Source organism: Treponema putidum, assembly GCF_024401155.1.
GTDB classification, from domain to species: Bacteria; Spirochaetota; Spirochaetia; order Treponematales; family Treponemataceae; genus Treponema_B; species Treponema_B putidum.
In genome coordinates this window covers 1,723,661-1,748,489 of the sequence record NZ_CP038804.1, presented here as the reverse complement: position 1 = coordinate 1,748,489, position 24,829 = coordinate 1,723,661, and the positions used below count along the sequence as shown (strand labels likewise).

General features: G+C 39.3%; 21 protein-coding genes and 1 pseudogene. 16 read left to right on the top strand and 6 right to left on the bottom strand.

Annotated features, from left to right (window positions below; translation table 11 throughout):
* The first annotated feature begins 187 nt into the window (after positions 1 to 187).
* Complete coding sequence (gene nifJ, locus E4N74_RS08115) at positions 188 to 3,748, top strand: pyruvate:ferredoxin (flavodoxin) oxidoreductase (protein ID WP_255817199.1); 3,561 nt, start codon at positions 188 to 190, stop codon at positions 3,746 to 3,748.
* 158 nt (positions 3,749 to 3,906) lie between these two features.
* Here nifJ and E4N74_RS08110 read toward each other — a convergent pair whose 3' ends face one another.
* Entirely contained in the window at positions 3,907 to 5,175 is a 1,269-nt protein-coding gene (locus E4N74_RS08110) for an OmpA family protein (RefSeq protein WP_255804915.1), read from the bottom strand.
* 374 nt (positions 5,176 to 5,549) lie between these two features.
* Here E4N74_RS08110 and E4N74_RS08105 point away from each other — a divergent pair, with 374 nt between their 5' ends.
* From E4N74_RS08105 to E4N74_RS08075, 7 genes are all read left to right on the top strand, one after another.
* Positions 5,550 to 5,807, top strand: coding sequence for a type II toxin-antitoxin system RelB/DinJ family antitoxin (locus E4N74_RS08105; protein ID WP_255804913.1), 258 nt, complete (start codon positions 5,550 to 5,552; stop codon positions 5,805 to 5,807).
* Positions 5,808 to 5,811: 4 nt separating this feature from the next.
* Entirely contained in the window at positions 5,812 to 6,075 is a 264-nt protein-coding gene (locus E4N74_RS08100; RefSeq protein ID WP_255804911.1) for a Txe/YoeB family addiction module toxin, read from the top strand.
* A 114-nt stretch (positions 6,076 to 6,189) separates the two neighbouring features.
* Positions 6,190 to 6,468, top strand: a complete 279-nt coding sequence (locus E4N74_RS08095; RefSeq protein ID WP_044977527.1) for a FitA-like ribbon-helix-helix domain-containing protein — start codon at positions 6,190 to 6,192, stop codon at positions 6,466 to 6,468.
* Complete coding sequence (locus E4N74_RS08090) at positions 6,452 to 6,859, top strand: type II toxin-antitoxin system VapC family toxin (protein WP_002686861.1); 408 nt, start codon at positions 6,452 to 6,454, stop codon at positions 6,857 to 6,859. The genes E4N74_RS08095 and E4N74_RS08090 overlap by 17 nt, the downstream gene beginning before the upstream one ends.
* A gap of 343 nt (positions 6,860 to 7,202) precedes the next feature.
* Positions 7,203 to 7,418 (top strand): hypothetical protein, encoded by a 216-nt coding sequence (locus E4N74_RS08085; protein WP_044977525.1) that lies wholly within the window; start codon positions 7,203 to 7,205, stop codon positions 7,416 to 7,418.
* 92 nt (positions 7,419 to 7,510) lie between these two features.
* Positions 7,511 to 8,416, top strand: coding sequence for a helix-turn-helix transcriptional regulator (locus E4N74_RS08080; RefSeq protein ID WP_255804907.1), 906 nt, complete (start codon positions 7,511 to 7,513; stop codon positions 8,414 to 8,416).
* A 76-nt stretch (positions 8,417 to 8,492) separates the two neighbouring features.
* Positions 8,493 to 9,005 carry a ClbS/DfsB family four-helix bundle protein gene (locus tag E4N74_RS08075; protein ID WP_255804906.1) on the top strand — a complete coding sequence of 171 codons (513 nt, stop codon included), beginning with the start codon at positions 8,493 to 8,495 and terminating at the stop codon, positions 9,003 to 9,005.
* Positions 9,006 to 9,045: 40 nt separating this feature from the next.
* Here E4N74_RS08075 and E4N74_RS08070 read toward each other — a convergent pair whose 3' ends face one another.
* Together E4N74_RS08070 and E4N74_RS12830 are read right to left on the bottom strand one after the other, a co-directional pair.
* Positions 9,046 to 9,852, bottom strand: coding sequence for a hypothetical protein (locus tag E4N74_RS08070; protein WP_245608945.1), 807 nt, complete (start codon positions 9,850 to 9,852; stop codon positions 9,046 to 9,048).
* Positions 9,853 to 9,873: 21 nt separating this feature from the next.
* Positions 9,874 to 10,041, bottom strand: a pseudogene (locus tag E4N74_RS12830) (ABC transporter ATP-binding protein); the annotation flags it as partial.
* A gap of 171 nt (positions 10,042 to 10,212) precedes the next feature.
* On the opposite strand from E4N74_RS12830, the gene lon reads away from it, so the two are divergent.
* From lon to trhA, 3 genes are all read left to right on the top strand, one after another.
* The gene (lon, locus tag E4N74_RS08065) at positions 10,213 to 12,636 is read left to right on the top strand and encodes an endopeptidase La (RefSeq protein ID WP_420832858.1); all 2,424 of its coding nucleotides are present in this window, start codon (positions 10,213 to 10,215) and stop codon (positions 12,634 to 12,636) included.
* 63 nt (positions 12,637 to 12,699) lie between these two features.
* Positions 12,700 to 13,602, top strand: a complete 903-nt coding sequence (locus E4N74_RS08060; protein ID WP_201771187.1) for a Fic family protein — start codon at positions 12,700 to 12,702, stop codon at positions 13,600 to 13,602.
* Positions 13,603 to 13,742: 140 nt separating this feature from the next.
* Entirely contained in the window at positions 13,743 to 14,393 is a 651-nt protein-coding gene (trhA, locus tag E4N74_RS08055; protein WP_044977522.1) for a PAQR family membrane homeostasis protein TrhA, read from the top strand.
* A 23-nt stretch (positions 14,394 to 14,416) separates the two neighbouring features.
* Here the strand turns inward: trhA and aat are convergent, their stop codons facing one another.
* The 3 genes from aat to E4N74_RS08040 are packed head-to-tail and all read right to left on the bottom strand — an operon-like array spanning position 14,417 to position 17,868.
* Positions 14,417 to 15,160: a leucyl/phenylalanyl-tRNA--protein transferase gene (gene aat, locus E4N74_RS08050; RefSeq protein WP_044977521.1), complete on the bottom strand. Its 744-nt coding sequence runs from the start codon at positions 15,158 to 15,160 to the stop codon at positions 14,417 to 14,419.
* Between the two features lie 27 nt (positions 15,161 to 15,187).
* The gene (clpA, locus tag E4N74_RS08045) at positions 15,188 to 17,566 is read right to left on the bottom strand and encodes an ATP-dependent Clp protease ATP-binding subunit ClpA (RefSeq protein ID WP_255817198.1); all 2,379 of its coding nucleotides are present in this window, start codon (positions 17,564 to 17,566) and stop codon (positions 15,188 to 15,190) included.
* Positions 17,563 to 17,868: an ATP-dependent Clp protease adaptor ClpS gene (locus E4N74_RS08040; RefSeq protein WP_044977519.1), complete on the bottom strand. Its 306-nt coding sequence runs from the start codon at positions 17,866 to 17,868 to the stop codon at positions 17,563 to 17,565. The genes clpA and E4N74_RS08040 overlap by 4 nt, the downstream gene beginning before the upstream one ends.
* Positions 17,869 to 18,028: 160 nt before the next feature.
* Here E4N74_RS08040 and E4N74_RS08035 point away from each other — a divergent pair, with 160 nt between their 5' ends.
* From E4N74_RS08035 to E4N74_RS08015, 5 genes are all read left to right on the top strand, one after another.
* Positions 18,029 to 19,213: a DHH family phosphoesterase gene (locus E4N74_RS08035; protein ID WP_255804903.1), complete on the top strand. Its 1,185-nt coding sequence runs from the start codon at positions 18,029 to 18,031 to the stop codon at positions 19,211 to 19,213.
* Positions 19,210 to 19,827 (top strand): epoxyqueuosine reductase QueH, encoded by a 618-nt coding sequence (locus E4N74_RS08030; protein WP_255817197.1) that lies wholly within the window; start codon positions 19,210 to 19,212, stop codon positions 19,825 to 19,827. Before E4N74_RS08035 ends, E4N74_RS08030 begins: the two co-directional genes overlap by 4 nt.
* Before the next feature lie 118 nt (positions 19,828 to 19,945).
* Positions 19,946 to 21,235, top strand: coding sequence for a glycine/sarcosine/betaine reductase component B subunit (locus tag E4N74_RS08025; protein ID WP_044977514.1), 1,290 nt, complete (start codon positions 19,946 to 19,948; stop codon positions 21,233 to 21,235).
* 11 nt (positions 21,236 to 21,246) lie between these two features.
* On the top strand, positions 21,247 to 22,542 hold the full coding sequence (gene grdB / locus E4N74_RS08020) for a glycine reductase complex selenoprotein B (protein WP_084224501.1): 1,296 nt from the start codon (positions 21,247 to 21,249) through the stop codon (positions 22,540 to 22,542).
* 175 nt (positions 22,543 to 22,717) lie between these two features.
* Positions 22,718 to 24,829, top strand: a complete 2,112-nt coding sequence (locus E4N74_RS08015) for a DNA topoisomerase IV subunit A (protein WP_255817196.1) — start codon at positions 22,718 to 22,720, stop codon at positions 24,827 to 24,829.

Below are 24,829 nucleotides of genomic sequence, written 5' to 3'. Positions count from 1 at the left end.
AACGTTTTTCTTTATGTAACGGTGATAGGCTAAATATTGATTTTATACCTTGAAAAAATATTGGTTTTATGATATTCTCTACTAGGTTTATTTATTTCCGTTATAGCTGTAGTATGCATTTTTACACACTTCTTTAAAAATATAACCGATTTAAATAATCCCTAATACTTTTATAAGGACGGTTTTTATGAGCCAAGAAAAAAAACTTGTAATGATCGACGGTAATACTGCTGCCGGTCATGTTGCCCACGCTTTAAGCGAGGTAATTGCCATTTACCCGATCACACCGTCAAGTCCGATGGGTGAGGTCGCTGATGAATATTCGGCCCGCGGAAGAGAAAATATTTGGGGCACTGTTCCCGATGTTGTTGAACTTCAATCCGAAGGAGGTGCTGCAGGTGCCGTACACGGAGCCTTGACAACAGGAGCTCTCTCTGCAACATTTACCGCATCTCAGGGCTTGCTATTAATGATTCCGAATATGTACAAAATAGCCGGCGAGTTGACCAGCACTGTATTCCACATTGCTGCCCGTGCCGTAGCTTGCAGTGCTCTTTCAATCTTTGGTGATCACCAAGACGTAATGGCTTGCCGCCAAACAGGTTGGGCTATGTTGGCATCCAACTCGGTTCAAGAAGTTATGGATCTTGCCATTATTTCTCATGCGGCCACATTGGAAGCAAGAGTTCCCTTCCTCCACTTCTTTGACGGATTTAGAACTTCTCACGAAATCCAAAAAATTGAAGAAGTTTCTTACGACATTATGCGCCAAATGGTAAGCGACGAGCTTGTTCGAGCTCATCGAAAACGCGGTTTGACCCCTGAAAATCCCGAACTCCGCGGAACAGCTCAAAACCCCGATATTTACTTCCAAGGACGAGAAGCCGTAAATAAATACTACCTTGCTACTCCCGAAATTGTTCAAAAACAAATGGATAAGTATGCAAAACTTACAGGAAGACAATATCACTTATTTGACTATCACGGTGCAGCTGATGCCGAGCAAATCATAATTCTCATGGGCTCAGGTGCGGATACCGTCGAAGAAACGGTAGACGAGCTTAACTCCAAGGGCGGAAAATACGGCGTTCTTAAAGTAAGGCTTTATAGGCCATTCAGTGCCGAGCATTTTGTAAAAGCCATTCCCGCCACCGTAAAAGGAATTGCAGTTCTCGACAGATGTAAGGAAGCCGGCTCCTTAGGCGAACCCCTCTACGAAGATGTAAGAACAGCTATCGGCGAAATGCAGGCTGCAAAAAAATGCCCCTTTACTCATTATCCGGTCATCATCGGAGGACGCTACGGTCTCGGTTCAAAAGAATTTACACCGGCAATGGTTAAGGGAGTATTCGATAACCTTGAAGGCGAAAAGAAAGCCAACTTCTCTGTAGGTATCGAAGATGATGTTACACACACCAGCATCAAGTATGACCCCAGCTTTAAACTTGAAGATAAGGATATGCATCAGGCTATGTTCTTCGGTTTGGGTTCTGACGGTACTGTAGGTGCTAATAAGAACTCTATTAAGATTATCGGTGAAGCCACGGACAATAAGGCACAAGCCTACTTTGCCTATGACAGTAAAAAATCCGGCGGTTTTACGATTTCTCACCTCCGCTTCGGAAAACACGCAATCCGAAAACCTTATTTAATAACAAATGCGGACTTCGTTGCATGCCATAAGTTCAGCTATCTTGAAACCTATGATATGCTCCACAGCCTTAAAAAAGGCGGGACATTCCTTTTGAACGCTCCTTACGGAAAGAACGAAATCTGGGACAATATTCCGGTCGAGGTCCAAAAGCAGATTATCGAAAAAGAAGCTAAATTCTATGTAATCGATGCTATCAAGATTGCAGAAAAAGCCGGAATGGGTAACAGAATTAACGTTGTTATGCAGACTGCCTTTTTTAAAATCTTCGGAATCTTGCCTGAAGCCGAAGCTGTAGACCTCATCAAAAAATTCATTGAAAAGTCCTACGGAAAAAAAGGCCCTGAAATCGTTCAAAAGAATATTACGACAATAGATATGGCTCTTGAGGGAGTTGAAAAGGTTGACTATCCCAAGACAGCAACAAGCAAACTCAAGATGCACCCTGCAATCGCAGGCGATGCACCCGAATTCGTAAAGAATGTTTTGGGCAAGGTTGCCATCCAAAAAGGTGATGATATAAAGGTAAGCGAAATGCCCGAAGACGGCACTTTCCCGACCGCTACCACTCAATACGAAAAGAGAGCTATTGCAGAACATATTCCGATCTGGAAGAGCGACATCTGTATTCAGTGCGGTCAGTGTGTCATGGTTTGTCCCCATGCCTGTATCCGAATGAAGGCTTATGACAGCTCACTTTTGGCAAAGGCACCCCAGGGCTTTAAATCCTGCGATTATAAGGGTAAGGAATTTGAAGGAGCCAAATTTACAATTCAAGTTTCATCGGAAGATTGTACAGGCTGCGGTCTTTGCGTTCAGCAGTGTCCTGCAAAGTCCAAGGAAAATCCCGAAATTAAAGCCATCAATATGGAAAACTTTGTTGAACACAGAAAGCAGGAAGTTGCAAACTGGAACTTCTTCTTTAACGATATTCCTGACCCTGATGTAAAGAAGCTTAATTTGAGCGTTCCCAAGGGCATCGGTATGAAGAGACCCCTTTTCGAGTTCTCAGGTGCATGTGCAGGCTGCGGTGAAACGCCTTATGTAAAGCTCCTTTCACAGCTTTTCGGAGACAGAGCCGTTATTGCAAACGCAACAGGCTGTTCTTCAATCTATGGAGGAAACCTGCCCACAACACCCTATGCAAAACGATGTGACGGAAGAGGCCCGGCTTGGTCTAACTCCTTGTTTGAGGATGCAGCAGAATTCGGTTACGGTATGAGATTGACAAGCGATAAGCTTGCAGTTTATGCCCGCGAAGTTGCCGCTAAGGCAAAAGCAAAAGGTATTGCAGCAGGCGTAATCGACAAGATTCTCAATAACGCTCAAGAAGATGATGCAGCTATTGAAGATCAGAGAGCCTTTGTTGCAGAGCTTAAAAAAGAATTAGCAGGTTCAAAGGATGAATTGGCTAAAGAGTTGGATTCTTTAACCGACCACTTTATCAAACGCTCCGTTTGGATCCTCGGAGGAGACGGATGGGCATACGATATCGGATACGGCGGTTTGGACCACGTCCTTGCTTCAGGTAAAAACATCAATGTTCTTGTAATGGATACTGAAGTTTACTCGAATACCGGCGGACAGATGTCAAAAGCTACACCTATCGGTGCAGTTGCAAAATTTGCCGCTTCAGGTAAGGAAGTAAGCAAAAAAGACTTGGGTATGATGGCCATGAGCTACGGCTATGTCTATGTCGCACATATTTCTATGGGTGCCAACATGAGTCAGGTAATCAAAGCCTTCCGAGAAGCCGAAAGCTATGACGGACCTTCGATTATCATCGCTTACAGTCATTGTATCAACCACGGTATCAACATGACAAAGGGTATGACAAACCAAAAAGAAGCCGTTTCTTGCGGTTTATGGCCCTTGTACAGATACGATCCGAGACTTGTCGAGCAGGGCAAAAACCCATTTCAGCTTGACAGCAAGGAACCCGACTTTAATCTTGCCGACTTTATGTACAAAGAAGTCCGCTTTAAGACCTTAAAGAATGCCGATCCTGCAAGAGCTCAAATGCTCTTGGATAAGGCTGTTGCTAAGGCTAAGAGGCAGTGGCAGGAATACAAGTATTTGGCTGATAGGCCCTTCTAAAAATTAGGGGGAGAGGAAGACTTTTTCTGATAAAAGTTTTCTTCTCCTTCCCTCTCTTCTTTCAAAAGAACCGCTTAGGGGCTTTAGATTGCGGCGCCGGCTTGCAATCGCCTAAGAACCCGCTTATCTCTTGACGGATTTGTTTCAATTTAGAGATTTTACTTATCCAAGATAGTTATTTCGACGCGCCTATTTTTCGCCATGTTTTCAGGCGAGTTGTTGGCTGCAACAGGGCGGCGGGCACCGAAACCGCGGGTATACACGTGTTCCCTGTCTTGGACTCCCAGCTCTATAAGATAATTAGCTACGGCGGCAGCCCTTTCCTCAGAAAGAGTTTGTCTTTCTTCTTCTGTACCGGCTAAGGCCGTATGCCCTGAAATCAAAAATTCCCTATCGGGAAATTTTGAAAGAATTTCGCCTATTTGTTTTAGCTTTTCTTTTTCACTTTCTCTTAAAATTGCAGAATTGGGCAAAAATTGAATATTTTCAATACTTATTGTTAAACCCTCATCGGTTTTTTCAATAGAGGTATTTTCAAGATTTAGGTCTTCAACACTCTTTTTTATTTTTTCCTCTGTGACGGTATCAATCTTTTTTATTTCGATAACTTCAGCCCTTGCACTTCCTATAAAATCATAGGTGTAACCTGAGTAAAGGAGCATTTTAATGCTAAATTCTTCATTATAGCAAAAGAGATTACCTCTTTCTTCATCCCAATATAGGTTTTGACGGGATTTTCCTAAAATTTTGATAGGCACATCTATTTTTCCATTATAGTTTTTAAGAACTTCTTGAGGAACAACGTGGTTTAAGTCATAAGCGGCTGTTATATGATGGTAGGTTTGCCCGTCAATTTCTGCAAGGCCTATGTATTGATACTCAACCTTAAACGGAAATGTAAATGGCTTTTCAATCCCGAAAGCATCCCGAAAATCATGGGCTTCAAAGCCCTCTCCTGTCCAAGTATCGCCGGGCTTAACGGGATAATTGGGAAAAGTCGGCACATTCCGTACTACAGGCATAAAATATTCATCACCGATAGTGTAAAAACCTGCTTCATCCCGCCTAAAAACGCTTGGGTAATTTCTCGACCAGTCAAAGGTTTTGTTGGAATTTTGTTCACTGGTCATAAACATGCATGAAAAGACGGCCGAAGCAGGACTGTCAGCCGTTTTGTCCTGTATTTCGGAAACTTCTACCTCAATTCTATTGATAATTTGTGCTTGATGATGGAATCTTCCGTTTACATAGACTTTTTCATCTACAACTGAGTGAACTTTATAGGCATCCCCATCGATAAACTTAAACTTAAAAAACATTTCCGGATGCTTTTCATTATTTTGGGCAAACAAAAGAGAAAGAGACGATACAAACACAAAAATAATAAGTTTTTTTAAAATATTCTTCTTAAAAATACGGTATTTCACATTTTCTTATCGGTATTTTTGGGCTGAACCTTTAAAAAAATCCGGTAAAAAACTGTTTTTTTAAGAAATTTAAAGATTTTTCTTAAATTTTTACATTTTAGTGTAACTAAAAGCCCCTAAATAGTTTTGTTTAGTGTATGTTGAACGACAACAAACAATTCAATATACCTCCTTTGCAGTTTCCCGGCAGGTTTTTCTCCTCCTTTTGCCTGCCGGGTTTTTTATTTTATTGATAGTTTTAACAATCTAAATACGGCTTACATTATTGAAAAGATAGTAAAGATAGCCTATTTCAAAAATTACTATATTTTATATATAATTATTGACATTATATATAATTATATATAAAATATAGGTATAAATTAGGAGGTTTTATGGCTCAAATAAATGTCAATATAAGAATGGATTCCGAAGTAAAACAAGAGGCTGAACAGCTTTTTGACAGTTTAGGAATGAATATGACAACTGCATTTAATATTTTCATTCGTCAATCATTAAGAATCGGCGGTATACCATTTAAAATTATAAGTGATGAAAGAGGCTTTTATAATAAATATAATCAAAAAAAACTACATGCTGCTGCTAAAAGAATGAATGAAGGGAAATATATAGTGCATGATATATTGGAATAGGCAAATGATTAAAGCATGGGATGAAGATGCGTGGATGGATTATGTCTATTGGCAAACAGAAGATAAAAAAACATTAAAAAGAATCAATATGTTGATTAAAGATATAGAAAGAAATGGTCATAATGGCTTAGGCAGTCCTGAGCCATTAAAGGAAAATCTGTCAGGATTCTGGAGCCGCAGGATCGATAAAAAAAATAGATTGGTTTATAGAATAGTCGATAATGTGATACAAATAATTCAGTGTAGAACCCATTATGGTGAAAAATGATAAAAGAATCTTCAATAAAATTAAATGATTACCAATCTTCTCGAATTTGTTTATATAATGAATTTTGCTTGATTTTTCATACAATATCTTATATAATATACTTGGAGGCGTAGTATGGCAATTTTACAAGTCCGTGATATGGATGATCGTTTATATGATAGATTAAAATTCGCAGCAAAACGAGATAACCGCTCAATCAGTCAGCAAGTTATTACAATTTTACAAGATTATTTTACTTCTGCTCCCGTAAAAACAAAAAATGCTACAGAGGAATTTTTAAAACTTGCAGGCTCATGGGAAGATTTGCGAAACACAGAAGAAATTATCGATGATATAAGAGATTCCCGTATCAATTCAACAAGATTTGAGGTTTTAGATGGCATATTTGATTGATACTGATATAATAATTTTTGCACTCCGAGGCGACAAGACCGTACTGGCAAAATTTGAAGAAAACAAGCATATTCCTATTTCTATTTCGATGATTACTTATGCAGAACTTGTCTTTGGTGCAAAGCGGTCTCAGAATGAACAAAAGAATATGATAAAGGTAAATCATATTCGCGAAATTTATCCCATCGAAGAATTAAATGCTGATGTCATGGAAGTATTTGCCGACATAAAGGCAAAGCTGTATGCAAAGGCAATAAGAATAGAAGATATGGATTTATTTATTGCAGCAACAGCAATTTACAACGATTTGACTTTAGTAACAAATAACACAAAGCATTTTGAGAATATTCCATTATTGAAATTGGAAAACTGGAAAAAGAATGTTCAATAAAATTAAATGATTATCCATACTATACGTAACCGCATTTCGATTAATCCTCGTAATGTCCGCGCAGGAAAGAATTTCCAAAGTATTTTTGCTCACTCGGTATACAAGCCTGTTCACTTAATCAAACCATATTTTTTTCATTCGCCCGTTTCGATCTTTTGTACAGGTTAACTTGAAACCTAGTGTTTTTTGTGATATGATTAAAGCAAGGAGATATGATAAACAGTTCGGCAGAAATTCAGCCTCACTGTTTATCGATATTGTATGCGGTTTGTAAATAAACCGCTTGAAAAAACTTTTTTCGGAAACTTAGGTTTCCTGCAAAAAGTCTTTATGAGGGTTAATTATGTCTTATGATATATTAATTGAGCAAATACGAACTCTACCGGAACAACTTTTGATGTCTGTTTCTGTATTTATTAAGTTTCTCCAATCGGAGCAAAATAGTGTTTTAACTAAGCATACAGAAATCAAAAGCAAGCAAGCCTTTTTTGACTTAGCAGGAAAAATTCATTTAGATTGTAATGCCGTTACTGAACTGAGGGAAAAAAGTCTTGCATGATTTTAGTAGATACAAATATGGGCCAACGACAGACATTTTAAGCTTATTCAGACAGTTATTCCAAAGCTAAAATTGTATGATAGTATTTAACTATGCGCTCGGAAAGACTTTTTGAAATCGTATTTATCCTTCTCAATCGGAAGCAGACAACTGCACAAGAACTTGCAAAAAAATTCGGCGTATCGGTGCGCACTATTTACCGCGACATAGATATTTTAAGCAGTGCAGGAATTCCCGTGTACACTGTACAGGGAACAGGCGGAGGAATTTTTATCGATGAAAGCTACACAATCAATAAATCGATTCTAACAAAAGAAGAACAGGAGAGAATACTGCTTGCTTTGCAATGCCTTTCACCAATCGATGAGATACACACCGAATCTATCTTAAACCGCTTATCTGCAATCTTTCAAAAAAATGCCGATTGGATCAGGATTGATTATTCCCGCTGGGACAACAAAAACGATCATCAACTTTTTAAAACGCTTAAAGATGCAATTTTAGAAAGAAGAGCCGTCAAGCTGGAATATCTCAGCTCATACGGAGAAAAAATGGAACGAACCGTCTACCCATTATGTCTTTTGTATAAATCGAAGGCTTGGTATGCCGAATGCTATTGTACCGAAAAAAACGCATACAGACTTTTTAGATTAACCCGTATACTTTCTATTACAAAGACTTTAAAAACATTTAATCGTGCAGAATTGCTCGGCAAAATACCTGACAATAAAGAAGCGGCACCGCTTCCCCTTACAAACATTAAATTAAAATGCACTGCTAAAACCGCCTACAGACTCTACGATGAATTTCCTCAGGAGCTTATCGCAAAAAATTCCGACGGCTCATATACCCTGAATGCAGCTCTCCCCTTTGATTCGTGGGTCTGCGGTTTTATCTTGTCGCTCGGCACCGAAGTAGAAATCCTTGAACCGGAAAACTTAAAAACCGAAATCGCAAAACTTGCAGAAGAAATTATGAAAAAGCATAGAAAAGTTTAAATTCTTTTTAAAACCTGACACATTCTGACAGGTTGATGTGCTATAATGAGTTTACATATTTTTATGGGAGAAACCTATGCCGAGACCTACAACAAAAGAAGATTTGATTTTTGCTTCAAATGAACAGTTTGAAAAACTGTGGAACTTAATTGACGGTATGACCGAAAAAGAAAGAACTGCCGATATAAATCCTAATGAGCGCGATAAAAATGTACGCGATGTGTTGGTTCATCTTTATGAATGGCACTGTCTTTTATTGAATTGGATAAAGTCCAACACAAAAGGAAAACCGGCAGCCTTTTTGCCTGAACCTTACAACTGGAAAACTTATCCTGAAATGAATGTTGAGTTTTGGAAAAAGCATCAAGGCACCCCTTATGCCGATGCCGAAAAAATGCTTAAAAAAACGCATAAAGAAGTTATGAAACTAATCGAAACTTTTTCCAATGATGAACTTTTTTCAAAAAAATATTTTGACTGGACCGGTACAACGACCCTCGGCAGTTACTGTGTATCCGCTACTTCCAGTCATTACGACTGGGCAATCAAGGATATAAAAAAAGCTTTAAAGAAATATCGCGGGAAATAGTATCAAACAAAGGCTGTTCCCAAATGGAACAGCCTTTTCTCTATCGGATAATTTTATTATACTTATTCAAAGTAATCTTATAAAAAAGCAAATATAAAATCAGGGTAAAGCCTCCGGTTAAAAGCAAGGCGGCAAAAAAAACGGACGTGTCAAAAAGCCCCAGGACTAATAGCAGCCGGCTAAATAAGGGAGAAGCAAAAAAACAGTGGACAAGCGAAACTAAAACAGGCAGCACAAAGAGCCAAACGAGCTGGGCTTGTGAAGTTTTTTTGATTAAAGAACAGTCCATTCCTATTTTGAGCATTATTTGATACCGTCGTCTGTCTTCTACACCTTCGGAAATCTGTTTGAAGTACATAATCAGAATGAGCCATATTAAAAACATAAGGCTCAAAAAAGTTCCTAAAAATAAAAAGCTGCCGTCAAATTCTCTTCTGTCTTTATAAGACTGAAATTTATTGCCATAAAACAGCCCTGCATCCGAAGCCTTTGCCGATTTTTTTATGTCTTGAATATAGTTTTGAGGAATAGTTTTAAGATTATCGGCGGAGGTATTCCAAAAAAATGATTTTTCAAGCGCGAGCAGTTCTTTGTTTTTAAACTTAGTCTTTGCCTCTTCTTTTAATAAGTTTAATTCATTTTTAATAAGTTCAAGGCTTTTAGAATTTTTAGCTATCAGGTTTATATAAGGAAACGGGGAATAAGGAATATAAGGAGAATTGCTCATCACTGATACGAATTTATTTTCAAACTTTTTTACTTTAAATTTTTTTTGCCCTATTTGTAATGGCCTTGTATAGTCAATTTGATTATTATTACAAAAGATAAAAATCTCATCACTTTTCATATTTGTAATGTTATCCGATAATTTTTTTATCTCATCGGTAGAATAGTTTGAGAGCACAAGAGGGAGTAATATATTATCCTTTACGGAAAACTGACCCAAGAGATTATAGTCTTGAAACACAAAGCCTAAGTTGTTCCGTCTAAAAGCCGAAATGTCTTTACCCTTTATTTTGGATATAGGTTCTCCTTTACAAGAACCGAAGGATTTTGATTTTCAATATAGATGCTTAAAAGAGCTCTTTTTATTTCAAATACCTCATCTTTTGAAGAATTCATATTTTGCAATAAAATATTTATATGTTAAAAATTTGAGGTGTAAAGGATTAATTACAGCTTTTATAACACTGTTAGCCCGTAATAAATGCTTTTTCCGATTGACTTTTTTTTAAATTATTGTGATATTTATAGAATGAGTGATAAAAAAGAAATTATTCCGATAGAAAGTTTGCTGCCGCAAAAGTTAAATATTATTCCCTTGAGCGGCAGACCGATTTTTCCCGGCATTTTTACGCCGCTTTTAATTAATGCCCCTGAAGACATAAAATCCATTGAAGATGCCTATGCAGGAGACGGCTTTATAGGGCTTACCCTTCTTAAAAACAATATTGAAAACCCTCAGGCCAAGGACTTGTACAAAGTAGGATGCGCAGCAAAAATAGTGCGTAAAATAAATCTGCCGGATGGAGGCCTCAATGTTTTTATCGCAACTCAAAAACGCTTTAAAATACGCAAAACGGTCAATGATACAAACCCGATAGTCGTAGCCGTTCAATATCTGGATGATGAAGAAGAAAAAAACCATGAGGTGGAGGCCCTAACAAGAGCCCTTATAAGCGAGATGAAGCAGCTTTCTGAAAACAATCCTCTGTTTTCCGAAGAGATGCGGCTCAATATGATCAACATTGACCATCCCGGAAAGATTGCAGATTTTATTGCGAGTATCTTAAACATTCAAAAAGAAGATCAGCAAAAGATTCTTGAAACCTTAAATGTAAAAAAGAGAATGGAAGAGGTTTTTATTCACATCAAAAAAGAACAAGAACTTTTGCAGGTTCAGCGAAAAATACAGGAAGACCTTAATACGCGTGTAGAAAAAAATCAGCGCGACTATTTTTTAAGGGAAGAACTTAAATCCATCAAAGAAGAATTGGGGCTGACCACCGATCCTAAGACCAATGAAGAAGAAAACTTTGCAAAGAGAATAGAAGAGTTTCAATTTTCCGGAGAAGTAAAAGAGGCTGTAGATTCCGAGTTTGAAAAATTTAAGATGCTCGACCCCTATTCTTCCGAATACATAGTTACCCGAAATTATTTGGAAACCATTCTTTCCCTTCCGTGGAAAAATTCGGAACCGGAAGAATACGATATTGCAAAAGCTCAAAAGATTTTAAACAAGGATCACTACGGACTTGAAGATGTAAAGACCCGAATAATAGAATACCTTTCCGTGCGCAAGCTAAAAAAAGACACTAAGGGTTCCATAATTCTTTTGGTAGGCCCGCCCGGTGTAGGTAAAACAAGTGTAGGAATGTCCATAGCCCGAGCCATGCGCAAACCATTCTTTAGGTTTTCAGTAGGAGGTATGAGGGACGAGGCCGAAATAAAGGGACACCGAAGAACCTATATAGGGGCCATGCCCGGTAAAATCCTACAGGGCTTAAAGGTAGTCAAAACCAATTCCCCCGTTTTTATGATAGACGAGGTGGATAAGATGGGACAAAGCTATCAGGGAGATCCATCAAGTGCCCTCCTTGAAGTCTTAGACCCTGAGCAAAACATAAACTTTAGAGACCACTATTTGGATTTGCCCTTTGACCTTTCCAACATAGTTTTTATACTTACGGCAAACACCCTCGATTCTATTCCCCGTCCGCTTTTGGACAGGGCTGAGGTAATAAATCTTTCGGGCTACATAGATTCCGAAAAGGTGCAGATAGCAAAAAAACACCTTATTCCGAAAAGCCTTGAAAAGCACGGTCTTAAAAAGAATCAAGTTGTCTACAGTCAGGATATGCTTCTTTATATTGCCAACTCTTACGCAAGGGAAGCCGGCGTGCGCAACTTTGAAAAGAAGCTGGATAAGATTCACCGAAAGGTTGCAACTGAAATTGTAAACGGTAAAAGAAAAGAAGATGAACAATTAACCGTAACAAAGGCCGATGTTGAAAAGATGCTTGGCAAGGTTATCTTCCGCGATGATGATATAAAAAAAGCCGATGTTCCCGGTACGGCAATAGGCCTTGCTTGGACATCGATGGGAGGGGATACTCTTTTGATAGAAGCGGCATCGATGGCGGGAAAAGGCGGCTTTAAACTCACAGGTCAAGCCGGAAACGTTATGAAAGAATCCGCCGGAATCGCCCTGTCATGGACACGAATCTTTGCCGTAGAAAATAAAATAAAAAAACCGGACTGGTTTGAAAAAAACATAATCCACCTTCACCTGCCGGAAGGAGCCACGCCCAAAGACGGGCCTTCAGCCGGTATCACGATGGCCACAGCTTTTTTATCTCTATTTTCAGGGAAGATCATAAAACCGAAACTTGCTATGACCGGAGAGCTTTCACTTACGGGACAGGTTCTTGCCATAGGCGGCCTAAAAGAAAAAACAATCGCTGCCCGCCGCAACGGGATAAAAGAAGTTATAATCCCCAAGGCTAACACAAGGGACTTAGACGAGATCCCCGAATATATTAAGAAGGGCATTAAGTTTTATCCCGTAAGCCATGTTGAAGAAGTTTTGGACATAGCCTTTAGGGGTGCGTTGACGAAGAAAAAAAGATAGGCCACCGGATTTTAAGTATAAAAACAGTTTATATATTGCCGATAATATGTTATAAGAATACCTATGAATAAGATAACATACATATCTGTTAAAGAAACTGCAAAACGCTGGCAAATTAGTGAACGTAGTGTAAGAAATTACTGCTTGCAGGGTAGAATTGTGGGGGCTCTTCTAGAGGGCAAAACATGGAATATTCCTTCTGATGCAGAAAAGCCTCATCGAAAAAATCGTCATGCTGCAAAACAGTCTACTCTTTTATCATTTCTTAAACGTGAAAAGGAAGCTGGCTTGAAAGGCGGAATTTATCACAAAATTCAGATTGACCTTACTTATAATTCAAATCATATCGAAGGGTCAAAACTTACACATGATCAAACTCGCTTCATTTTTGAAACAAAAACACTTGGCGTTACAGATGAAGTTGTTAGAGTTGATGATATTATTGAAACGGTAAATCATTTCCATTGTATTGACTTAATAATCGAAGGTGCCCATACGAAACTTTCGGAAAGCTTCATAAAACAGCTTCATTATATTTTAAAGTCGGGAACAACTGATAGTCAGAAATCATGGTTTAAGGCTGGGGATTACAAAATGCTGGAAAACGAAGTGGGTGGAAATGAAACCACAAAACCTGAGAATGTTACGGCAGAGATGAAATTATTATTAATGGAATACAATGAAAAATCTGAAATCACTTTTGATGATGTGTTAGATTTTCATGTCCGATTTGAAGCTATTCATCCATTCCAAGATGGTAATGGCCGTATTGGAAGATTAATAATGTTCAAAGAATGTCTTAAACACAATATTGTCCCTTTCATAATTACTGAAGAACTAAAAGTTTACTATTACAGAGGAATTAAAAATTGGAAAAATGAACGCGGGTTTTTAAGAGATACTTGTCTTACCGGACAGGATTTAATGAAAAAATGTTTGGATTATTTTGGTATTATGTATAATTAATCATTATTTCAATAAATGAATATAAACAAAGTTTTTTCCAGTGGATTATATGACTGTATAGATTCAAAATTAATTGAACAATATTTTTAGCTATTGTCTTCCACCTGCAACTTTAGTCCATTTAAGCTGTCTAAACAAATATGAAAGAAGAAATTAAACGCAGATATTCTATAGGTGAAGAAATTGCAAATTCCGTAACTCACGGTATAGGAGCGGGACTTTCGATTGCCGCCCTTGTGCTTTTAATTATAAGGGCTGCCCGTTATGCGCCGCCGGATTTAAAGGCCGGTTACGTAGTGGGCTTTACCATTTTCGGAGCCTCCTTAATAATCCTCTATATTTTTTCGACCCTATACCATGCTCTTCCCTTAAAGGCAAAAAAAGTATTCGGCATCTTTGACCACTGTTCAATCTATGTGCTTATAGCCGGAACCTATACTGCCTACTGCCTTTCGGCTCTTCATGGAGCGGTGGGCTGGACTATCTTCGGCATTATCTGGGGAATGGCTGTCCTAGGCATAGTTTTATACTCGGTATTCGGAAGCAGGGTGAGGATTTTATCGGTTATTACCTATATCCCCATGGGCTGGCTCATTATCTTTGCCTCAAAACCATTAAAAGAACAGCTGCCGCTTTTAAGTTTTAAGTTTTTGCTTATAGGCGGAATTATTTACACTGCCGGCTGTATTTTTTATGCAATGAAGAAAGTAAAATGGGCTCATAGTATCTGGCACCTCTTTGTTATAGCCGGAAGCATAATGCACTTTTTTTCGCTTTATTACAGTATTTAATTCTGTTTTACTTTGACATGTCCTTAGAGAGAATTCAAAATCCCGAGGTACCGATTTCTAGGTATTTTAAAGCCGCCGAAGCGTTTTATGTTTTCGGAAGGAATTTGGGCATCTATTAAAATGCCTTTTTTGTTTTCAAAGAAGTCTTGGGCAAAGAGGGCAAAGGCTGTTTTAGATGCCCCGCTTATCTTGCTGAACATGGATTCGCCTATAAATACCTCGTTTATATAAAGGCCGTAAAAGCCTCCCGCCAATTCGTTTCCTCTCCATGCTTCGATGGAATGGGCAAAGCCTATTTTATGAAGAATCCTGTAGGCTTGAACCATGTCATCAGTGATCCAAGTTCCTTTTTGCCCCTCTCTTTTGATTAAGGCGCAGTTTTCTATAACCTGATCAAAGGCAGAATCTAGGCTTATCCTAAAATCCGCCTTTTTTATTTCCCTTTTTAAGCGGGACGGAATATGAAAAGAATCCTTGTCGATTACAAACCTCAGGCAAGGAGAAAACCAGATTATAGGGTCTTCTTCGGAAAACCAAGGAAAAAAAGAATGTTTATAGGCCGAAAGAATCATCCCCGGCGAAAGATTTCCCCCCGATATGGCCTCATCATCTTGGGATTTTTGAATATAATCTTCCTCTCCCAAGGCCTTATTAAAATCAAAAAAATCCTCACTCTCAAGCCAAGGAAAATCCTTTTGGCTTCTTTTTAAGAGTATATCTTTTTCCGTAGAACCTAAAAGCGATAATGAAGAAAAATCGGTCTGCATTTGTTTTTGCTAAAAGGCCGCACCTTTTTATTTTACGTTTAATACCAAATAGGGCTTTTTAAGTTTGTCCCCGATTCGGCATTTTACTGAGCTGCCCTTCTTTGTTTCCCCAAAAAGAATCATATCCGTTAAAGGGGTTACAAATTCGTCTTCGACAAGGCGGGCTGCATTTCGGGCTCCGAATTCTTCCGAATATCCCTTTTCTGCTAAAAGAGAAATAACGTCTTCTTCAAGCTCAAGACTGATGTCCTTTTCGGCAAGTTGGGAGCGTATTTTTTCTACTTCCTTTTTGATAATAAGGCTCATAACCTGCATCGTAAGGGGGCCGAATTTTATAACTGCATCCAGACGGTTTCTGAATTCGGGGCTAAAGGTCTTTTCGACGGCTTCATCGACAGCCGATTCCGAAATACGCTCTCCTCCGAAACCGATTAAGGGTTTTCCTATGTTGGAAGAGCCTGCATTGCTTGTCATAATAAGAATTATATTGTTAAAGGCCGCCTTCCTGCCCTGATTATCGGTAAGGGTAGCATAGTCCATAATTTGTAAGAGAATGTTATAAATGTCGGCATGAGCTTTTTCTATCTCATCCAATAGAAGAACCGCATTCGGGCTTTTTTGTACGGCAGAGGTTAAAAGCCCGCCTTCTTCAAAGCCTACATAACCGGGGGGTGAACCTATAAGTCGGCTTACCGTGTGCTTCTCCTGATATTCGCTCATATCGAAGCGGAGGAGGGGAATACCCAGCTCTTCGGCAAGGGTCTTAGCCAGCTCGGTTTTACCGACACCGGTGGGGCCGACAAACAAAAAGTTTGCAACCGGCTTATCCTTAGAGCGGAAGCCTGCACGGGAGCGTTTTACTGCCTTGGTAACTCCCTCTATGGCTGTATCTTGTCCGAAGATTTTTTTTGAAAGAATTTCTTCAAAGTGCCGCAGCTTTTCCGTTTCGTTTACCGAAACCCTTTGCTCCGGAATCTTGGCCGTTTTTGCAATTATCTTATCTATGTCCGAAAGGCTTACCTCCGGCAAGGCTCTTTCTTCAAGGCCTTTTTCATCAGCTTCATCTTCGTTTTTTTCTTTATCAGCTCTTATTTTAATCAGAGCCCCGGCTTCATCTATGAGGTCTATAGCCTTGTCGGGTAAAAACCTATCCCTGATATGAAGAGCCGAAAGATGGACTGCCGACTCCAAAACCTCATCACTGTAATGAACCTTATGAAATTTCTCGTAACTTTCGCGAAGGCCCTTTAAAATTTTAACGGTTTCTTCTTCACTTGGCTCTTCAATGTCTATTTTTTGAAACCTGCGTGCTAAAGCTGCATCCTTTGTAAAATGTTTATTATACTCCTCAAATGTTGTAGCCCCTATGCATCTCACCCTTCCATTGGTCAGGACAGGTTTTAAAAGATCCGGGGCCTCAATTCCGCCCCCTCCCGAGTTTGCATTTACAATGGTGTGAATTTCATCTATAAAGAGAATAGCATTTTTTTCCTTTGATGCTTCAAGGACTATCCTTTTTAGCCTTTCTTCAAAGTCGCCTCTAAATTTTGCTCCGGCCATTAAATCAGATAGGCTTAAGCTGTAGATATTTGCGTTTTTTAAAAAAACCGGAACTTCGTTTTTTGCAATACGTATTGCCAAACCTTCAGTTATAGCCGTCTTTCCCACTCCGGCCGCGCCGACATGAATCGGGTTGTTTTTTTGTTTGCGGCATAAAATCTGAATAGTCCTTTCTATTTCTTCTTCTCTCCCTATAATGGGCGAAATATGCCCCCTATAGGCTTTTTGAGTTAAGTTTACAGTAAATCTTTCGAGGAAACCTCTTTGTGTTTTAGTTTTTTCGTTTGTTCTTGTATTCGGCGTTTCAGTATTTTGTACTTGATCGTCCGCATTGTCTTCTAAAACGAATAATTCGGCCTGCCCTTCTTTTTCGGTATTTTCATAAGCGCTTCTTTGCCTGCCGTCATCATAAAAATCGGGGCTGCTTACCAGCTGCAAGAGTCTTAGCCGGTCTATACCGCTTTGTTTCATAAAAAAAGAACAATGATTTTTTTCCTCGTCCATAAGGCTTACTATTATGTCATTAATACCTATAACCGACTTTTCGGCGGCATTACAGTTCAAAATAGCTCTTTCAAAAACATTTTGAAGGCCTACTGTTTGAATCGGTTCTGCTTGAGTATTTTGGGTTCTTATAGGAATTTTATTTTTAAGGTATGTATTTAAATTATCGTGAATATAGCCCAGATCCGAACCTGACAGGGTAAAAAGCTCCAAAGCCTTCGGATTGAACATAATTGCCCACAAGAGGTGCTCAGGAGTAACAAATTCATGATTCCTTTTTTTTGCGTCTTCTACCGCATCTTGAAAAATGCGTCTGACCGTTATGCTTACTGTAAAATTCATACTTTTTCAACCGTGCACTGCAGCGGAAAATTATTATGTTTTGCTGCTGTTAATACTTGAAAGCATTTTGTTGCTGCTATGTCATATACATAAATTCCAACGGATGCTTGTCCTGTTTTATGAACCTTAAACATTAAAGCTTCGGCCTCTTCCGGTGACTTATTAAAGATAGAAACAAGAATTGCCACAACAAAATCCATTGGGGTAAAATCATCATTGAGGAGTATAACTCTATAATTTTCAGGTTCTATAAATTTATCAGAAATAATTGTCCCCTTTTGGGGCTGTTTTTTTACTTCCATACATATAAAGTACTGTAAAAATCCATATTTTACAAGCATTTTTTTATTTTTTTAATAATATTCTTTAAGAAAACGATGAATTCGTTAAAAATATAGGTATATTTGCAAAAAAAGAAAAAAAAGCATTGATATTTTAATATAATGTGGTATACTGTACTTCATGAGTTATGGGAATTCTGAAACAAAAAAAATGATACCTCTCAGCATAGGTAAAAAAAATGCGGTAATGGAGAGGATTTTTGAACTTATATATTCTAAATCATCCTTTTTGCTTTTAGGGCATGAACATGCAGATGAAGATTGTGTCTCTTCTCTTGTAGCGTTCGGTTTGCTGCTGCGTAAATTCGGAAAAACGGTCAGTATTTTTTTAGAAGATGGTGTACCTGAAAATCTTTCGTTTTTTGCCGGTATTTGCAGCTATAATTCTATTTTTTTGTTTGTAAAAGATTTGACTGTTCCTACGGCACCCGATGTTATCGTTATTTTGGATACCCCTAAACCCGATATGATAGCCTTAAATGATGAGATTAGGCTTTTTTTTAATAATAAAAAAATACCGAAAGTTGAGATAGATCATCACTTTACGGCTGATGCGGACTATTCGGGAGATGAAGATTATAGGCTTACAATGAGAGCTTCAAGTACCTGCGAAATAATCGGGCAAATGTGTTTAAAACTTGAAAAACGCCCTGAGATTTTAAAAAAATACGGTATAAGTGATCTCTATTCCCGAAATATAGTCCTTGCAATGCTTACAGGTATGATAGGCGATGCAAAAATGGGAAATTATCTTTTTAAACGCAGAGATAAGGTCTTTTATGATTATTTTTTAAAAAAATTCAATAGTATACTCAGCAAAGAATTTAATGAGGGATCGGGAAATATAAGCTCCGTTAAAGAAATACTGGATTTGATAGAAAAGCTGTCGGATGAAGATGCAAAACTTTATAATGAGATAATGAAAAATGTTTCTTATGACGGACGTATAGGAACCATTATCTTAGATGAAAAGCGGTCAGACGCTTTAAGCTCCGGAATTGATTATAATCAATTTTTGGGCGTTATAAAACGTGCTACGGATAATATCGCCGAAAAAGTTCATGGAGTGGGCATATCGGCATACTTTGATCCTGCAGAAATTTCCGATAAAATTCAATTTCGAATAAGAGCATCGGGCGATGTAAAGGGTATTGATGTAAGACCCATTTTAAGCGAATTCGGTATTGAAGACGGAGGAGGCCATCCCGGAGCTATAGGTTTTAGGTTTCCCCGCACTGAAATCACGGATCTTCCGGCCTATGTCGATAAGATTTCCAAAAGAGTTAAAGCTCTTATTCCGCAATGATGACTCAAAAAATAAACTATGACAGATTGATGCAGGAAACCGTAAAAAAATTGGGTTCAAATAATAAGACCCTTTTGCTCCATTCTTGCTGTGCCCCTTGCAGTTCTTCCGTTATCTTAAAACTGGCTCCTTTTTTTAAGCTTACTGTTTTCTATTACAATCCTAATATAGACACGGATGAAGAATACACAAAAAGAGCTGAGGAACAAAGGCATATTATTTCTATATACAATGACGAAAACATATCGCCTCATATTATAGACATATTTGAAGAACCCTACCTTCCTGATGAATTTTATAAAATATCCGAAGGGCTGGAAGACTGCCTTGAAGGGGGAGAAAGGTGTATGAGGTGCTACCTTTTACGGCTAAAAAAAACTGCCGAAAGGGCTAAAAATGACGGTTTTGATTTTTTTACCTCAACCCTTTCGGTGAGTCCCTTAAAAAATGCAGAAAAACTTAATAATATAGGTCTTTCCCTTGAAAGTGAAACTTGTAAATGGCTTCCAAGTGATTTTAAAAAACGAAACGGCTACCTTGATTCCATAAATTTAAGCAAAAAATACGGGCTTTATAGGCAGGATTACTGCGGCTGCAAATACTCAAAACGATAAAATTTTATTCATTTTATATTCATAAATTCAAGTTTTAGAATTGACTATATACTTAATTCCTGCTATAATAAAAGCTAAAGTAATCAATCTATTGACTATAAATATTAGGAGGTCAAAAGTGAAACTTGAATTAGGTATTATCCCCATTAACGACATGAAATTTGGAAACAAAACTGCCGTTAACGGAACATGCCTTGAAGTAAACAAAGCTGAACTTGAGGCTCTTATCAAGGAAGATCCGCTTGTAACCGGTGTTGAATTGCACATTGCAAAACCCGGTGATAACACCCGAATCATCCCTGTAAAAGATGTTCTTGAACCCAGATGCAAGGTAGAAGGCAGCGGCGTTTGCTTCCCCGGTTTCTTTACCGGTGAGGAGGCTACTGTTGGAGCAGGTAAAACCCACGTATTGAAGGGTGCTGCTGTAGTTACAACCGGAACAGTTGTAGGTTTTCAGGAAGGTATCATCGACATGAGCGGCCCGGGTGCCGAATACACACCTTTCTCAAAGACCGTAAACCTTGTTGTTGATTGTAAAATCCAAGACGATGTTACCCGTGCTATTAAAGAGAAGGCCTTACGCCTTATGGGCCTAAAAACAGCCCGATACCTCGGAGAAGCTGCTAAAAATGTAAAACCCTCTTCTGTAGAAACATACGAAACTCTTCCTTTCGCAGAGCAGGCTAAACAGTATCCGAACCTTCCCAAGGTAGGCTATGTTTACATGCTTCAAAGTCAGGGACTTTTACACGACACCTATTATTACGGTATCGACGTAAAGCAAATTCTTCCCACAATTATGTACCCCACAGAAGTTATGGACGGTGCAATCGTAAGCGGTAACTGCGTTTCTGCATGCGATAAAAACCCGACCTATGTTCACCAGAACAGCCCCATTATCCATGAGCTCTATAAGAGGCACGGAAAAGACATCAACTTTATGGGTGTAGTCATTACAAATGAAAACGTTACTCTTGCAGACAAGGAAAGGTCTTCTAACCTTGCAGCAAAGTTGGCTCAGCAGCTAGGCTGCGATGCAGTTATCGTTTCTGAAGAAGGTTTCGGAAATCCCGATGCCGACTTGATTATGAACTGCCGCAAGATCGAAGAGATGGGTATCAAGACCGTTCTCGTAACCGATGAATATGCCGGTCAAGACGGTGCAAGTCAGTCTCTTGCCGACTCAAACCCCTTAGGAAATGCTGTAGTTTCTAACGGAAACGCAAACGCTGTTGTAAAACTTCCCCCGATGAAGACCATTATCGGAGATGTAAAACAGGCAAACGTTATTGCGGGTGCTTGGGACGGAAGCTTACATGCAGACGGAACAATCGAAGCTGAAATTCAGGTTATTACCGGTGCTACAAACGAGCTCGGGTTCTGGAATCTTAGCGCAAGAGGACTATAAGGAGTTAAGCTATGAGTAAAGTAATTGTTCATTATATCAATCAGTTCTTTGCCGGAAAGGGCGGAGAAGACATGGCTGACTACAAACCGGAGGTTATTGACGGAACAGCAGGGCCCGGTACCGGAATTCAAGGTGCCGTAGGTGATGCAGGAAAGATCGTCAAGACCATTATTTGCGGTGATAACTATTTTAACGAACATGAAGAAGAAGCTCTTGCATTTGTTAAAAAAGTTCTTATCGATACAAAAGCTGACCTTCTTATTGCCGGTCCCGGATTTAATGCTGGACGATACGGTATGGCTTGCGGTAACGCTGCAAAGGTTGCCTTTGAGCTCGGAATCCCTGCTATTTCCGGTCTCTACGAAGAAAACCCCGGTTATGATGTATTTAAAGCCTTTATGTACACAATCAAGACAGGCAACTCTGCTGTAAGCATGAGAGAAGCTGTTCCTGCTATCGGAGCTTTGGCTAAAAAACTTTTAAAAGGTGAAAAAGTTTGCTGCCCCGAAAAAGAAGGCCTCTTACCCAGAGGCGTACGCCAAAACTACTTTGCAGAAGAAAGAGGTGCAAAGAGAGCTGTTGACATGCTCCTCAAGAAGATCAAGGGTGAAGAATTCGTAACCGAATATCCGATGCCCGTATTCGACAGAGTACCTCCTCAGCCTCCCGTTAAGGATATTACCAAGGCAAAGGTTGCATTGGTAACTTCAGGCGGTGTTGTACCCAAGGGTAACCCCGACCACATTGAAGCTTCAAACGCTTCACACTACGGCGAATATTCAATCGCAGGTATGGCCGCTCTTTCATCAAAAGACAGCGAAACAGCTCACGGCGGATATGACCCGACCTATTGTAACGCAAACCCCAACCGAGTTCTTCCTGTAGACGTTATGCGTGATCTCGAAAAAGAAGGAAAGATCGGAAAACTTCATGACAAGTACTATACAACGGTAGGAAACGGTACGGCCGTTAAGCGTGCAAAGAAATTTGCCGAAGAAATTGTTCAAAAACTTGTGAACGACGGAGTGCAGGCTGTAATTCTTACCTCTACGTGAGGCACTTGTACTCGTTGCGGTGCAACGATGGTAAAAGAAATCGAGAGATTCCTCCCGGTAGTACATATTGCAACTGTTGTTCCTATTTCAAAAACCGTAGGTGCAAATAGAATTGTGCCGGCTGTAGCTATTCCTCACCCGCTCGGTGATCCTAAAATGAACGACGCAGATGAGAAAAAACTCCGCCGCGGTTTAGTTGAAAAAGCATTAAAAGCTCTTGAAACACCTATTTCGGAGCAAACCGTTTTTTAATTTAGCTTTTTAAACTAAAGCCCCCAAGCCTCTAAGGCAAGGGGGCTTTTTTGTTTTTTGACATATTTTCTCTTCTTGTAGACAAATTGCAACTTTTAGTGTATCATCTGGGCAGCTCTAAGAACTGAAGTTTTTAGAGGTTCTCATATTAAAATACTTTTTTTTGAGGAAAAAGATGGATTATATTGAAAGCCTTTTTAATAAGAATTTTTTGGAATATGCAAGTTATGTTATCCGCGATAGGGCAATTCCCGACCTTGATGACGGCTTAAAGCCCGTTCAAAGGAGGATTTTACATTCTCTTTTTGAGATGGATGACGGGAAGTTTCATAAGGTGGCAAATGTTATCGGGCACTGTATGAAGTACCATCCCCACGGAGACGCTTCTATAGGGAACGCCCTCGTGGTTCTTGCTTCAAAAGAACTTTTTATAGATACTCAAGGAAACTTCGGGAATATTTTTACCGGAGATGAAGCTTCCGCTCCCCGATACATAGAATGTAGGGTAAACGAATTTGCAAAAACCATCTTCTATAATCCCCACATAACCGATTATACCGTTTCTTATGATGGAAGAAACAAGGAACCCTTAGCTTTTAGGGCCAAACTCCCTGTAATCCTCGCTATAGGGGCAGAGGGAATTGCCGTAGGTATGTCCACAAAGATTTTGCCCCACAACATCCTCGAAATAATTGAGGCAGAAAAAGCCTTTTTAAGCGGAAAATCCTTTGCTCTTTTCCCCGACTTTCCCACAGGAGGATTGATAGATGTTTCTGAATATGAAGACGGCTTAGGCAAAGTTTTAGTCAGGGCCAAGCTCGACACCTCCGACGAAAAGAGGATAGTAATAAGGGAGCTCCCCTTCGGAAGCACCACCGAAAGTATGATTAACTCTATCGAGGCTGCTTCAAAGGCCGGTAAGGTCAAGATTTCTGAAATAAGCGATTATACGGGTGAAAAGGTCGAGATTGAGTTAAAACTCCCCAGAGGTGTTTATTCGGCCGATGTGGTGGATGCCCTTTATGCTTTTACCGAATGCGAGCAGTCGATTCCCTGCAATCTTTTGGTAATAAAGGATAATCTTCCGGTTCAAATTACCGTAACGGACATAATAAAATACCATGCCAAACAGCTGATGCAGATTTTAAAGGACGAGCTTGAATATGAAAGAGCAATGCTGACCGACCGCCTCCACATGCGCACCCTTGAGCGTATTTTTATCGAGGAGCGCATATATAAGAAGATAGAAACGATGAAGACGGCCGAAGGGGTCGTCAATGCGGTTATAAAGGGCTTTGTTCCCTTTAAAAAGGAATTAATCCGTGACGTAACCGAAGATGATGTCGATAAATTGCTTAAAATCCCCATCCGCCGAATATCTCTTTATGACATAAACAAGAACCGTGAAGAGGTTAGGGAAATAAACAACCGCTTAAAGGAAATTGCAAAGCTCTTAAAGAATTTAAAAGGCTATGCAATTTCGGTTTTGGACGGAATTGCGGCAAAGCTCCCTTCCGAAGAATTTAAGCGCAGAACAGAGATTACCGGCTTTACAAAGGTTGATGTAAAAGAAGCCGTAACAAGGGATACGGCCCTCCGCTACGATGAGGAGACGGGTTATCTCGGTACCTCCGTTACTACCGGAAAAGAAATCTTGAGGGTCAGTCCCTATGACCGCATTTTTGTCTTGCGGAAGAGCGGGGTTTACACTGTAATGGATGTGCCTGACAGGGTTTTTGTCGATACGGGAATGTGGTACTGCGGTTTTGCCGAAAAAGAGGAGCTTTCTAAGGTGCTTTTTACCGTAATTTACCGCGATTCCAAGACAAAGTATGCCTATATAAAGAGGGCTAGGGTAGAAGGCTACATCCTAAACAGGGATTATCTTTTTGCCCCTGACAATACCGAAGTTCTTTTTGCAAGTACTAAGTCTAAATTTTCTTTTAAACTGAACTATGAACCAAAACCGAGAGTAAAGAAGATAGAAGAAGAATTTAAGGCCGATTCCTTTGCCGAGAAAGGCTTAAAGGCCCAAGGCGTACGTCTTTCAGTACGTGAAACTCTTTCTGCCGAAGAAGTAACGGAAAAAAAAACCTTGATTAAAAAAGCTCAAGAAAAAAAGACCGAAACAAAAACGGCGGTTAAAAAGGAAGCCTCTATGAAAGAAAAAAAAGAATCAATAAAAAAGACTAAGCCTGAAAAAACGTCCAAGACTGTCAAAAAGGACAAGGCGGGCGAAGTTCAGAAGACTTCAAAAACAGGAAAGAAAAAAGTATCCGATAAATAA

Coding starts and splice junctions, on each gene's coding strand:
- E4N74_RS08095 (WP_044977527.1), top strand. CDS start 6,190: ATGGCAATTTTACAAGTCCGTGATATGGATGATCGTTTATATGATAGA.
- E4N74_RS08070 (WP_245608945.1), bottom strand. CDS start 9,852: ATGAAAAGTGATGAGATTTTTATCTTTTGTAATAATAATCAAATTGAC.
- trhA (WP_044977522.1), top strand. CDS start 13,743: ATGAAAGAAGAAATTAAACGCAGATATTCTATAGGTGAAGAAATTGCA.
- E4N74_RS08085 (WP_044977525.1), top strand. CDS start 7,203: ATGTCTTATGATATATTAATTGAGCAAATACGAACTCTACCGGAACAA.
- E4N74_RS08040 (WP_044977519.1), bottom strand. CDS start 17,868: ATGGAAGTAAAAAAACAGCCCCAAAAGGGGACAATTATTTCTGATAAA.
- clpA (WP_255817198.1), bottom strand. CDS start 17,566: ATGAATTTTACAGTAAGCATAACGGTCAGACGCATTTTTCAAGATGCG.
- E4N74_RS08075 (WP_255804906.1), top strand. CDS start 8,493: ATGCCGAGACCTACAACAAAAGAAGATTTGATTTTTGCTTCAAATGAA.
- E4N74_RS08080 (WP_255804907.1), top strand. CDS start 7,511: ATGCGCTCGGAAAGACTTTTTGAAATCGTATTTATCCTTCTCAATCGG.
- E4N74_RS08100 (WP_255804911.1), top strand. CDS start 5,812: ATGATTAAAGCATGGGATGAAGATGCGTGGATGGATTATGTCTATTGG.
- E4N74_RS08030 (WP_255817197.1), top strand. CDS start 19,210: ATGATGACTCAAAAAATAAACTATGACAGATTGATGCAGGAAACCGTA.
- E4N74_RS08090 (WP_002686861.1), top strand. CDS start 6,452: ATGGCATATTTGATTGATACTGATATAATAATTTTTGCACTCCGAGGC.
- E4N74_RS08035 (WP_255804903.1), top strand. CDS start 18,029: ATGAGTTATGGGAATTCTGAAACAAAAAAAATGATACCTCTCAGCATA.
- E4N74_RS08015 (WP_255817196.1), top strand. CDS start 22,718: ATGGATTATATTGAAAGCCTTTTTAATAAGAATTTTTTGGAATATGCA.
- lon (WP_420832858.1), top strand. CDS start 10,213: ATGCTTTTTCCGATTGACTTTTTTTTAAATTATTGTGATATTTATAGA.
- E4N74_RS08060 (WP_201771187.1), top strand. CDS start 12,700: ATGAATAAGATAACATACATATCTGTTAAAGAAACTGCAAAACGCTGG.
- nifJ (WP_255817199.1), top strand. CDS start 188: ATGAGCCAAGAAAAAAAACTTGTAATGATCGACGGTAATACTGCTGCC.
- aat (WP_044977521.1), bottom strand. CDS start 15,160: ATGCAGACCGATTTTTCTTCATTATCGCTTTTAGGTTCTACGGAAAAA.
- E4N74_RS08105 (WP_255804913.1), top strand. CDS start 5,550: ATGGCTCAAATAAATGTCAATATAAGAATGGATTCCGAAGTAAAACAA.